This window comes from Streptomyces sp. NPDC004065 (genome assembly GCF_044903565.1).
Classification (GTDB): domain Bacteria; phylum Actinomycetota; class Actinomycetes; order Streptomycetales; family Streptomycetaceae; genus Streptomyces.
Genome location: NZ_JBJDQT010000027.1, coordinates 15769 through 27486, shown reverse-complemented (window position 1 = coordinate 27486; position 11718 = coordinate 15769). Strand labels below are relative to the sequence as shown.

General features: G+C 75.3%; 12 protein-coding genes. 8 read left to right on the top strand and 4 right to left on the bottom strand.

Features of this window, described 5'->3' with window-relative positions:
- Window positions 1-15: 15 nt before the first annotated feature.
- Entirely contained in the window at window positions 16-789 is a 774-nt protein-coding gene (locus tag ACI2LW_RS25425) for a TetR/AcrR family transcriptional regulator (protein ID WP_404733514.1), read from the top strand.
- On the opposite strand, the gene ACI2LW_RS25420 is transcribed toward ACI2LW_RS25425, so the two are convergent.
- Window positions 786-1685 (bottom strand): LysR family transcriptional regulator ArgP, encoded by a 900-nt coding sequence (locus tag ACI2LW_RS25420; RefSeq protein WP_404733602.1) that lies wholly within the window; start codon window positions 1683-1685, stop codon window positions 786-788. The genes ACI2LW_RS25425 and ACI2LW_RS25420 overlap by 4 nt on opposite strands.
- 68 nt (window positions 1686-1753) lie before the next feature.
- Here ACI2LW_RS25420 and ACI2LW_RS25415 point away from each other — a divergent pair, with 68 nt between their 5' ends.
- Entirely contained in the window at window positions 1754-2371 is a 618-nt protein-coding gene (locus tag ACI2LW_RS25415) for a LysE/ArgO family amino acid transporter (protein ID WP_404733513.1), read from the top strand.
- 76 nt (window positions 2372-2447) lie between these two features.
- Window positions 2448-3878, top strand: coding sequence for an MFS transporter (locus tag ACI2LW_RS25410; protein WP_404733512.1), 1431 nt, complete (start codon window positions 2448-2450; stop codon window positions 3876-3878).
- Window positions 3879-4055: 177 nt separating this feature from the next.
- On the opposite strand, the gene ACI2LW_RS25405 is transcribed toward ACI2LW_RS25410, so the two are convergent.
- Window positions 4056-4508 carry a cyclic nucleotide-binding domain-containing protein gene (locus ACI2LW_RS25405; RefSeq protein WP_404733511.1) on the bottom strand — a complete coding sequence of 151 codons (453 nt, stop codon included), beginning with the start codon at window positions 4506-4508 and terminating at the stop codon, window positions 4056-4058.
- Window positions 4509-4874: 366 nt separating this feature from the next.
- Window positions 4875-5099 carry a 3-deoxy-D-manno-octulosonic acid transferase gene (locus ACI2LW_RS25400; RefSeq protein ID WP_404733510.1) on the bottom strand — a complete coding sequence of 75 codons (225 nt, stop codon included), beginning with the start codon at window positions 5097-5099 and terminating at the stop codon, window positions 4875-4877.
- Between the two features lie 353 nt (window positions 5100-5452).
- Here ACI2LW_RS25400 and ACI2LW_RS25395 point away from each other — a divergent pair, with 353 nt between their 5' ends.
- From ACI2LW_RS25395 to ACI2LW_RS25375, 5 genes are all read left to right on the top strand, one after another.
- Window positions 5453-5899 carry an ATP-binding protein gene (locus ACI2LW_RS25395; RefSeq protein WP_404733509.1) on the top strand — a complete coding sequence of 149 codons (447 nt, stop codon included), beginning with the start codon at window positions 5453-5455 and terminating at the stop codon, window positions 5897-5899.
- A gap of 232 nt (window positions 5900-6131) precedes the next feature.
- The gene (locus ACI2LW_RS25390; RefSeq protein WP_404733508.1) at window positions 6132-6995 is read left to right on the top strand and encodes a SigB/SigF/SigG family RNA polymerase sigma factor; all 864 of its coding nucleotides are present in this window, start codon (window positions 6132-6134) and stop codon (window positions 6993-6995) included.
- A gap of 120 nt (window positions 6996-7115) precedes the next feature.
- Window positions 7116-7469, top strand: coding sequence for a DUF5133 domain-containing protein (locus ACI2LW_RS25385; protein WP_404733601.1), 354 nt, complete (start codon window positions 7116-7118; stop codon window positions 7467-7469).
- A 236-nt stretch (window positions 7470-7705) separates the two neighbouring features.
- On the top strand, window positions 7706-8542 hold the full coding sequence (locus ACI2LW_RS25380) for a DUF1206 domain-containing protein (RefSeq protein WP_404733507.1): 837 nt from the start codon (window positions 7706-7708) through the stop codon (window positions 8540-8542).
- A 28-nt stretch (window positions 8543-8570) separates the two neighbouring features.
- Window positions 8571-8996: a hypothetical protein gene (locus ACI2LW_RS25375; protein WP_404733506.1), complete on the top strand. Its 426-nt coding sequence runs from the start codon at window positions 8571-8573 to the stop codon at window positions 8994-8996.
- Between the two features lie 425 nt (window positions 8997-9421).
- On the opposite strand, the gene ACI2LW_RS25370 is transcribed toward ACI2LW_RS25375, so the two are convergent.
- Window positions 9422-11683: an FUSC family protein gene (locus ACI2LW_RS25370; protein WP_404733505.1), complete on the bottom strand. Its 2262-nt coding sequence runs from the start codon at window positions 11681-11683 to the stop codon at window positions 9422-9424.
- Window positions 11684-11718 lie beyond the last annotated feature (35 nt).

The following is an 11718-nucleotide window of genomic DNA, read 5'->3' as shown; positions in this document are numbered from 1 at the left end:
GAAGGCGGGGAAGCCGTGGCGAAACCGGTGGTGCGCGAGGAGGGACGGCGGCGGCGACGCCCCACCCGCGGCGGCACCGTGCTGTCCGAGACGCTGATCGTCGACACGGCGCTGCGTCTGCTGCGGGAGCACGGCAGTACGGGGCTGACCGCGCGCCGGCTCGGTCTGGCCCTGGACTGCGACCCGAGCACCCTGTACCGCTACTTCCGCGGCATGGACGACCTGACCCTCGCCATAGGCGACGCGCTCATCGGCGCGGCGCTGCGCGGCTGGCGGCCCACGGGTGAGTGGCGCGCGGACCTGCGCGAGATCGGGCTGCGCATCCACGCCGCGTACGTCGCGCACCCCCAGGCCGCGCTGCTGACCGCCAACCGGGTCACCGGCCGGCCGCACGAGCTGGCCGCCGACGAGGCGGTGCTGGACGTGCTGCGCGGGGCGGGCTTCCCGCTGCCCGACACGGTGCGGATCTACCACGCCTTCGTGGACCAGACGCTCGCCTTCGCGGCGCTGGACGCGGCCTCCCTGGCGCTGCCCAGCGCCGCCCTGCGCGCCGACGAGGAGATGTGGCGCTCGACCTACGCCCGCCTTCCCGCCACCACCCACCCGCGCATCGCCGAGGCGGCCCCGCTGCTGGCCACGCGCATGGTCACCAGCGCCTACCCCACGGCCCTGGACATGCTCCTGGACAGCGCCGCGTCCCAACTGGCCGCACTGTCGCGGCCCGCCGGGCCCGCCGGGACCGCGCGGCCCGCCCGGGCCGAGCCGCGCCGGGCCCGGTCGCAGCACTAGGGACGCAGCGACCGCGCCGCCGTGGCCGCCACGGCGTGGGCCAGGGCGGCCAGGGCGGGGGAGTCGAGTCTCCACTGCTGCCAGTACAGCGGGACCTCGACCGTGCGGTCCGGGGTCAGGCGGGTCAGCCGGCCGGCGCGCAGCAGCGGGGCCGCCTGCGCCTCGGGGACCATGCCCCAGCCCAGACCGGCGGCGACGGCGTCGACGAAGCCCTCCGAGGTGGGGACGTGGTGCCGTACCGCGCTCGCCCCGTCCGCGCCGCCGCGCAGAGCGCGGACGAAGGCGTCCTGGAAGTCGTCGCGCCGGTCGAACACCACCACGGGGGCCTCGGCGAGCACCTCGCGCAGGGGCCCGTCGAGGTGGCGGGCGGCGAAGTCGGGCCGGGCCACGGGGACGTAGGGCATCCGGCCCAGCGCCCGCACCGAGCAGCCCGGCACCGGCTCCGGCGAGGAGGTCACCGCCGCCATCACCAGGCCCTCGCGCAGCAGCGCCGCCGTGTGCGCCTCGTCCTCGCGGCGCAGTTCGAAGCACAGCCGCGGCTGCGGCGGCACCCGGGTCAGCGCCTCGAGGAACCAGGTGGCCAGCGAGTCCGCGTTCACGGCCACCGACACCCGGGTCGGCTCCCCGGCGCCGCTGAGCCCCAGCTCGGCGGCGGCGTCCCGCTCCAGCCGGGCCACCTGCCGGGCGAACCGCACGACGACCTCCCCGGACTCGGTGGGCCGCACCGGCTTGGTGCGCATCAGCAGCACCCGCCCGGTGCGCCGCTCCAGCGCCTTGACCCGCTGGCTGACCGCCGACGGCGTGAGGTGCAGCGCCGCGGCCGCCGCGTCGAAAGTGCCCTCGTCGACCACCGCGAGCAGGGTCCGCACCTGCTCCAGCGGAAGCTCCGTCATCATCACGGCTGCTAATGGTACGTAAAAATCTTCAGCTGTACGCGGGGTGATCGCTTCCGTAGCGTCGAGGCATGACCCACGCCCTGACCACCGTCGCCGCCGGATTCGGCACCGGACTGTCCCTCATCGTCGCCATCGGCGCGCAGAACGCCTTCGTCCTGCGCCAGGGCGTCCGCCGCGACGCGGTGCTCGCCGTCGTCGGCATCTGCGCCCTGTCCGACGCGGTCCTGATCGCCCTCGGCGTCGGCGGCGTCGGCGCGGTGGTGGTGGCCTGGCCCGGCGCGCTGACCGCGGTGGGCCTGGCCGGCGGCGCGTTCCTGCTCTGCTACGGCGCCCTGGCCGCCCGCCGCGTGCTGCGGCCGGGCGCCGCCGGACTGCGCGCGGACGGCGAGGCGGCGGGCTCCCGGCGGCGTGCGGTGCTCACCTGCCTGGCGATGACCTGGCTCAACCCGCACGTCTACCTGGACACGGTGTTCCTGCTCGGCTCCCTCGCGGCCGACCGGGGCGCGCTGCGCTGGACCTTCGGGCTCGGCGCCGCCCTGGCCAGCCTGTGCTGGTTCACCGCACTCGGCTTCGGCGCCCGGCTGCTCGGCCGCGTGCTCGCCCGGCCGTCGGCCTGGCGGGTGCTGGACGGACTGATCGCCGCGACGATGATCACTCTCGGTGTCACGCTCATGGCCGGAGTCTGACGGTCCCGGGCCCGGCTCGGGCGCACGGGCGCACACGGGTCCGCGGGTGCTGCGATAGTGAACCCCCGACCGAAAGATGTATCGAGCAAGGAAGCCCGTGGACACCAGCGACAGCACCGACACAGGGAGCGCCGGCAGCACCGCCTCCGCCGCCGCGGCCACCACTGCCGGCACCGGCTCCGGCACTGGTTCCGGTCCCGGCACCGGCTCCGGCACCGGTTCCGGCGCCCCGGCGTCCGCCGACGCGCCGGAGGCGTCCAGACCCGCCGTCCGGCGCGGCTGGCGGCGCTGGGCCATGGACACCCGCCCGCTGCGCCGCCCGGCCTTCCGCCGGCTGTGGTCCTCCACCGTCGTGACCGCGGTCGGCAGCCAGCTCACGGCGGTGGCCGTGCCCAAGCAGATCTACGACATCACCGGCTCCTCGGCCTGGGTCGGCTACGCGAGCCTGGCCGGTCTGGTGCCGATGGTGGTCTTCGCGCTGTGGGGCGGGGCCGTCGCCGACACCGTGGACCGCCGCAAGCTGCTGCTGGTCACCAACACCGGCATCGCCCTGACCTCGCTGCTGTTCTGGGTGCAGGCGGTGACCCGGCTCGACTCGGTCGTGGTGCTGATGGTGCTGCTCGCCGTGCAGCAGGCCTTCTTCGGACTGAACTCCCCGGCCCGCAACGCCTCCATCGCCCGCCTGGTCCCCGCGGAGGAGCTGCCCGCGGCCAACGCGCTGGGCTCCACGGTGATGCAGACCGGGCTCGTCGCCGGACCCCTGCTGGCCGGAGCGCTGATACCCGTGATCGGGCTGCCGGTGCTGTACCTCATCGACGCCGTGGCCCTGTGCGTCACCGTGTGGGCGGTGCTGCGGCTGCCCGCGCTGCCGCCGCTGACCGGGAAGTCCGCCCGCCGCGCCGGCCTGCGGGAGGTGGCCGCCGGGTTCCGCTACATCTCCGGGCACAAGGTGCTGCTGCTGTCCTTCCTCGCCGACATCATCGCCATGGTCTTCGGCATGCCGCGCGCCCTCTTCCCGCAGCTGGCCGCCCAGACCTACGCGTCCGAGGGCGAGGGACTGGCGCTCGGCCTGCTGTTCGCCGCGATTCCCCTCGGAGCGGTGGCCGGCGGCCTGTTCTCCGGCACCTTCTCCCGGGCGCGCCGGCACGGCTGGATGGTGATCGGGGCCGTGACGGCCTGGGGCGCGGCGGTCGCCGGGTCCGGGCTGAGCGGCAGCCTGTGGGCGGCCGTGGCCTTCCTGGCCGTCGCCGGGATCGCCGACATGGTGTCCATGGTGTTCCGCGGCGCGATCCTGCTGTCCGCCGCGACCGACGAGATGCGCGGCCGGATGCAGGGCGTCTTCACCGTCGTGGTCGCGGGCGGCCCGCGCCTGGCCGACGTGCTGCACGGTACGGCCGGCTCGGTCCTCGGCCCCCGCGCGGCGGTCACCGGCGGCGGACTGCTGGTGGTCGCGCTGACACTGGCCCTGGCGGCGGCCGTCCCGGCACTGCGCCGCTACCGCGTCTGAGGGCGCGGGCCGGGTCCCGGCCCGCCCGGACCCGTCCGCCCGGCCCGGACCCGTCCGCCCGGCCCGGACCCGTCCGCCCGGCCCGGACCCGTCCGCCCGGCCCGGACCCGTCCGCCCGGCCCGGACCGGGCGGCCCCCGGCGTGCCGGGGCGGTCCCGGCCCGGACCGGGCGGCCCCCTACAGCCCGCGTCTGGGGATCGTGTACTGCTCCAGCAGCTTCATACGGGTCGCCTCCAGACGGTGGGCGAGGATCTCGGCCACCGTCCGCACCAGTGACAGCCCGAGCAGCGGGTCCTCCACGCAGAGCGCCAGCACCCCCGAGGCGTCGAACTCGTACGCCCGCACCGGGCTGAAGGCCACGGCCCCGAAGTCCCACTGGTACGGCGGGAAGAGCCAGGACCAGCCGAGCAGGTCCCCCGCGCCGAGGCTGGCCACCGTGACCCGGCGCAGCGGCGTCACCTGCTGGTCGAGGTGAACGGCGCCGGAGCGGATGACCCAGAAGCGGTCGGCCGTACCGCCCGCCTCGAAGATCCTGGCGTCCTCGGGGAAGGAGACCTCCTTCGCCAGCTCCATCAGACGCTCGCGCTGCTTGTGGGGGAGGGCGGTCAGCAGTTTTATCGCTTTGGTCATGGCCCGGGGCTCCTCGCCGGCGATCGGGTTCCACGCATGTGCCTCAAGCCCATTTCAGCCGCTGCGGGCCACCAGGGCACCTCGGCGGGGCGGCCCCGCGGCCGGTGCCGAGCCCGGCACGCGTGCGAGGGGAGTCCGAGGGCATGAAAAAGCCCTGGCTGGACGGGGGAGACCAGCCAGGGCCGTACGCGGCGGCGCACGGGGGACGGTGCGAGTCGACCCCGTCGCCGCGTATGTATGAACGATAAACCAACCCGGCGCGTTTCACGCAGCCGGGAGGGGCTCACGTGATCGGTCTCACTCCGTGCGCGCCCCCTCACGCTCCCGTGCCCGCCGCGGCCCGGCCGCGCATGCTCCAGGGCACCGTCAGATCCTTTCGGCAGGGTGGCGGCCCGGGGTCAGGATCTCGTCCAGCACCCGCAGCACCGTCTCGTAGGTGAGCACGCGCACGGCCGCCTCCCGGGACGCCTCCGGGTCGGTCGGCCCGAGGGTGTCACGGCGGTCCCGCCATCGGTGCTTCTCCTCCACCGCGCACGCCCTGGCGCGCTGGATGCGCCGCAACAGCTCGTCCGAGTCCACGACGTCGGTCATGCCCTTCGCGTACCCGCTGAGCCGCCCGGGATGACCGCGGGACCGCGACGGGCCGCGGGAGACGGCCGCGAGGGAGGCCGCGGAACCGGGCGGCCGGTGCGGCAGCGGCGTCCGGCGCCGGGCGGCGCGGGACGGCGCATGTTTGGCGGGGCGGGGAGAGGCTAGCCGAAAAGGAGGCCCGCGACGCCCGGGCGCCAAGGCCGAGCGCCGTCCGCCGCCCGCAGGCGCCGGTCGCATACGGCGTCCGCCGGTCGTGGCAGGCGTCCGGCGGACGCAGTGGCGCCGTCCGGCGGTGCGAGCGGGTCCCACGGCAGGGTCCGGCCGCCTACCCTCCGACCCCAGGGAGCAAGGAGATGTGCGAGAGGCACAGGACCGATCCCCAAGTCGACATGTCGTCCGGAGTGGACCGCTGTGCGCATCCCGGGCCGTGCCGGCCGGCCGACGCCAGAAGGCTGGTGGAGCGCGTCATCACCGAGTGCTGCCGGGCCAGGCACGCGCCCTGCGACTCGCACGTCGTCTCCGACGCCCAGCTCGTCGCCTCCGAGCTGACCACCAACGCCATTCTGCACGGCGGGGGCATGACGGACTTCCACGTCGACGTCGTCGGGCGCGGCGTCAGGGTCTGCGTGAGCGACCGGAGCGACCGCCTGCCGGTGGCCGTACCGGCCGGCGACCGCCACGGCCGGCACCGCGACGGCGGGCGGGGCTGGCCGATCGTGTGCCGGCTGGCCCGCGACGTCCAGGTGGCCGACCTGCCCGACGGCGGCAAGTGCATCACCGCCTTCATGCCGCTGACCTGACGCGTCGTCGGCCCGACGGGCCGCGGCGCCGCGCGGTGCCCAACGCCGCGAGGAATCCGGGAAAGCGGAGTTTGCTGCTCCTGCTCCCGGGCAGACGGAGTTTCGTGCTTCGGACCGGAGGCGCGCCGACGGGAGCGGTACGGCTGCTCCGGAGGGCCTCCAGGTGATCCGGACGGCACCCCACCCTTCCGCGGTCATTCCCCCTGAAACCACCGTTCAGGAGCGATCCCGCATGCTCATCGATATGTCGACAAGCCGTCCCGGCGCCCAGGATGACCGGACGGCACCCACCCGGAGGCCGCACGACGACGCACCCGACACCGTGGCCCTCTTCAAGCGGCTCGCCGCGCTGGAGGACGGCCCCGAGCGCGAGGCCGTCCGCGACGAACTCGTCACCGCCTGGCTGCCCATGGCCCACCGCATCGCCGGCCGCTTCCGCGACCGGGGCGAGTCGATCGAGGACCTGCGCCAGGTGGCGGCACTGGGGCTGGTCAAGGCCATCGACCGGTTCGACCCGGACCGCGGCGCCTTCGAGAGCTACGCCGTGCCGACCATCACCGGTGAGGTCAAGCGGCACTTCCGGGACCGGATGTGGGCCCTGCGGGTGCCCCGCCGCGTCCAGGAACTGCGCAACAAGGTCCGCCTCGCGCGCCGTGAGCTCACCCAGAACCCCGGCAGCGCCGAGCCTTCGGTCGCCGACCTCGCCGCCCACACCGGGCTCACCGAGGAGGAGGTCAGCGCCGGGATGGAGGCCCTCGAGAGCTTCAGCACCCTGTCGCTGGACGCGGAGCTGTCGGGCGGCGGCGACGGCTACAGCCTCGCCGACACCCTCGGAGCGGCGGACACCTCGTACGACGTCGTCGTCGACCGCGAGTCGGCCAAGGAAGGGCTGAGGCGCCTGCCCGAACGCGAGCGCGCCATCCTCTACATGCGCTTCTTCGAGGACATGACGCAGAGCCGCATCGCCGACAAGCTCGGCATCTCCCAGATGCACGTCTCGCGTCTCATCAGCCGCAGCTGCGCCCGCGTCCGCGACGAGGTGCTGGCCGAGCGCTCCCAGCGCCGGGGCGGAGGACCGCGCCCGGCCGCCGCCTGACCGGCCGACCGGCCGGGCGGAGCCCGCCGCACGACCCCGGCCGCACGACCCCCGGCACACGACCCCGACCACACCCTCACCACTACCGACCGACCGACCCAGGAGAGTGACCGAGTGCTGATGCCCCACCCGGAGTTTCTTCGCAGACTTGTCGACGAGTACGAGGCGGTGCTCGCGTGCGAGAGCGCGGACCGGAGCATACGGGCGCAGGACCTCGCCTATACGCTGTGCGTGACCACCGGCACCCGCGAGGTGGGAGCGGCCCTGGAGGCGGCCCGGCACATGCTCGCCGCCGCGGCCGAGCCGCTGTGCGCCCTGCCCGCCGAGCCGCCGGCCGGCCGCCGGGCCGCGTCGCCGTCCGTGCCCGCGCGCCGCGTGGAGCCGGCGTCCGGGCCCGCGCGCCGGGCCGGGCGACTGCGCGTCCGCGACGCCGAGCCGCTGCCCGCCCGCGGGGCGGAGCCCCTGCCCGCCTGAGGCCCCGCCGCCGGTCACCGCCCCGAGGGCGAGTGTCCGGCCCGGTGGACGAGAGCCGCCGTACGCCGTCCGGGTGCGTACGGCGGCTCTCGCGTGCCCGGCCGTCCCCGGCCCTCCGGTACCGCCTGCTCCCACGCGCCTCTGCACTCCCGCACCCCCGCACCCCTGCGCGCGTGCTCCCGCGCGGCGGCGTATGTCCCGTCCCCGCCGGGGCATCCGCATGTCCGGAGGTGGAGATGGAGACGAGTGCCATGGCCCGACCCGGCCGCATACGGGCGCGAAGGGCCGCGAACGGCTCGGTGACGGAGGGGGCCGCGCGAGCTGGACTGGCCGCGCGGGGAGTGATCTATCTGCTGGTCGGCGTACTCGCGGTGCGCGTCGCGTTCGGCGACGGCAGCCACCAGGCCGACCGGGGCGGCGCGCTCGCCGCGCTCGCGGACGAGCCGTTCGGCGCCGTGCTGCTGTGGGCGCTCGGCGTCGGCCTGGCCGGCATGGCGGTGTGGCGGCTGTCGGAGGCGGTGTTCGGCTCCGCCGGCGCGGACGGCCGCAAGGCGGGCAAACGGCTGCTGGCGGCCGTCCGGTGCGTGTTCTACGCCTTCGTCGCCTGGTCCGTGCTGTCCTTCGCGGCGGGCTCGGGCGACGGCGGCGGATCCAGCGACGAGCAGTCCCGGGACCTGACGGCCAGGGCGCTCGGCGTGCCGGCCGGCCAGTGGCTCGTCGGCGCGGCGGGGGCGGGGATCGTGGTGGCGGGCGTGTGGATCGCGGTGCAGGCGCTGCGCCGGTCCTACCACGACAAGCTGAAGCTCGGCGCCCTGTCCCCGCGGGTGCGGCGCCTGGTGGACGTCACCGGGGTGGGCGGCGGCACCGCGCGCGGGCTGGTGTTCGCCGCCGCGGGTTTCTTCGTGGTGCGGGCCGCCGTCGAGTCCCGGCCCGAGCAGGCCAAGGGGCTGGACGACACGCTCCGCTCGTTCGCCGACACCCCGTTCGGGCCGTGGCTGCTGGTGCTGGTCGCGGCCGGTCTGGTGCTGTTCGGCGTCTTCTCCTTCGCGCTGGCCCGCTGGCGGCGGGTCTGAGCGGCGCGGCGGGGGGAACACGGAGCGGATGAACGAAGACGAGCGAGACGGCCGGGCCGTGGAGGTGTACCTCGACCTGCTGCGAGTCCGGATGCCCGAGGAGGAATACGAAGCACTGCTCGACGTCGTCGACCCCGTCCTCAAGGCGATCGACGAGCAGGGCGTGCCCTCCGCCGACTTCCCCCTGGACGCCGCGCAGGCCCAGGGGCTGCCCCAGGAGATAAGGGACGAGGCCGCCCTGGTGATCGCCACGGCCGTCACCGGAAGACTGGACAACGAACTGGTCGTCCTGGACATCGAGGAGACCGGACCGGTCCGGGTGGTCACCGACGCGGCGACCGCCGCGGACCCGGCCCGCCTGACCGAGATCGCCGACTACATCCGCGACCGGCACCGGGACAACGAGGAGCTGCGGGGCATCGCCGAGGCGAGCGACCTGCCCGCCGACTTCTGACCCCGCCGTCCCCGGTTCCGCCCGCCGTCCCCGGTTCCGCCGCCGGCGTCCGCACCGGCCGGCACCCCACCGCCGCCCGGCCGGCCCCCGCACCACCCGGCCGGGCGGCACCCTGCGCACTCCGTCCCGCCGCTGCGGGCCCCATCGCGGCTCCGCGCGCCCCGGTCCGTTCTGCGCGCCGCGTCGGCGCTCCGCACCCCGTTCCCGCCCTGGGACTCGAGCCCGCCCCGCGACCCGTCGCGCCGTGCGCGCCCCGTTCCGTCCCGCGCGCCCCGCCACCCACCCGAAGCACCCCGCCGGGCCCCGCCACCCGCCCGAAGCACCCGCCCAGGCCCCGCCACCCGCCCGAAGCACCCGGCCAGGCCGTGCGGGAGGCCCGGACGGCACCCCGCCGGGCCGTGCGGGACGCCGGGACGGCCCGCGCGTCACCTGCCGGCCGGCGTGGGCACGGCGATGCCGAGCGGGCGGGCCAGGCCCAGCACCGCCTCGTCCAGGCGCTGCAGATGCCTCAGCACCCGGTCGGTGACACGGCCGTAGCGCGGGGTCCCGGGCACCGGGTCCTCCAGCAGGGAGGCGATGCTCGGCCCGGTCTCGATACGGGCCTCGGCGTGCTCGTCCGTCAGATGCGCCGCGATGGCCGCGATGTTGTCCGTGATCCTCGCGCAGGCCTGACGCAGCCGCGGGTCGGCGGCGATCGAGGGATGTGTGGGCAGCAGCTCGGCCGTCGCGGCCAGCGACCGCGCGTGGTACGCGCTGGTCTCCAGCAGGGCGACGACGTACTGGGCCGTGTCGCGCCGGGTCCGCATCGGTGTGATCGGATGCGTGAGCGGCTGCGTGGCGGACCGCAGGTCGCCCAGCGCCTTGTCCAGGTCGCGCGCCCGGTCCAGCAGGTCGTCCCCGGCGCCGGTCCCGCCGCTGAGCCGCTCGACGGCCGCCCCGGTGACGTCCTTGAGCCGGTCCAGCACCTTGACCAGCAGCTCGTTCGTACGCCGGTCGGTGTGCACCGGCAGCACCACCGCCGCCGCGATGATCCCGCAGGCCACGCCGAGCGCGGTCTCCTCCACCCGCAGCAGCAGCACCGACAGGCTGTAGGTGTGCAGCAGGGTGTAGAGCAGGCCCAGCGCCGCGGTCACGAAGAACGACATCGCCGTGTAGGACAGCGGCGCCGTGTAGAACATCGCGAACACGAACACCAGCACCAGTACCATCGCCGGCCAGGTGTGCGGCCCCACCAGCCCCGCGAGCACGATGCCGGCCACCACACCGAGCATCGTCCCCACCAGCCGGCGGTAGCCCTTGACCAGGATCTCCCCCGTGGAGGCGGTGTTGATGAAGACGATCCAGCAGGTCAGCACCGCCCAGTACCAGCGCTGGCTGGAGAGGAACTCACCGCCGACGATGGCCAGCGCCGAGCCGACCGCGACCTGCACCGCGGCGCGCGTGGTGGGCCGCTGCAGCCCGGCGGGAGCCTTCTCGCCGGTCTCCTCGCCCCCCTCGGCGCCCTCGATGGCGGCGCTCTCCGCGTCCAGCTCCTCCCGGGAACGGGTGGTGGCGGGGGTGTCGTCGGACTCGTCCTGCGGTCCGTCGAGGGCGATCCGCAGCCCCAGCACCGCCCGCGCGGCCTCGCCGATGCCGCGGAAGACGTCCTGCACCGGAGCCGGGGCCGGCGGCAGATTCTCCTCGTCGCGGTAGCCGAGCAGCCGGTTGCGCACGTGCGACATCGCGGTCCCGCCGCTCTCGCCGACGGGCCGCAGCACCAGCATGCGCAGCGCCTGCAGATCGCGGCGCAGCATGCCCGTCGCCTCGTCCCGCACCGGCAGCTGACCGGCCGAGGGCAGGGAGGCGCCGGGCAGGTGCAGGGTGAGGGTGTTCGTGCGCTCCGCGCTGCGGGCGTTGAGCAGCAGCAGCCCGAGCCGCTCCGCGGCGATCTCCGCGCCGGCGATCCGCCGCTGCACGAGCCGGGCCACGGACTCGTCGGAGGTGCCCTCCTCCAGCCGGCCCTGGATCATCATGGCCGTCTCGTGCAGCCGGGCCGTGCGCTCGCGCACCGACTCCAGCACCCCGTCCACCTCGTCGGGCCCGGCGTCCAGCAGCTCCAGCTGCGCGGACACCAACTGGGCGAAGCGCACCCGGAACGCCTCCCGCAGCCGTTGCAGGATGCCCGCGGGTGTCTCGTACACGATCACGAACCGGACCAGGGCGCTGCAGCCGAACGCGAGCGCGATGACGCCGTACAGCCCGGGCAGCGCCGCCGGGGTGGCCCCGACGAACAGGGACATGAAGTAGATCTGGAAGCCGATCAGGCCCAAGGCGTTGCCGCGGTCCCCGAAGCGGCGGCTGTAGACCGCGCAGAAGATCAGGACGACGAAGAAGATGTCGCCGGCCACCACCCGCGTGTTCAGCAGCGCGGCCAGGGACACGGACGCCAGCGCCACGAGCAGGCCGAGGGCGAGGGTCACCGCCTGCCGGGAGCGCTGCTTCTCCCGGATGGCGAAGGTGGCCACCATCGACGAGAGCGCCCCGGCCACGAGGTGGGGCACCGGGGCGCGCAGTGCGGCGAGGACCGCCAGGGTCAGCGCCATGGCACCCGCCGTGCGCGAGCCCGCGGCCAGCCGCAGCAGCCCGGGATCGGACCCCGCGACACGATCCCGCAGCCACGCCCAGACCGACCCCTCCGCTGCCCTCACGCCGCCGTACTCCCGTGTCCCACATGATCGTCCGC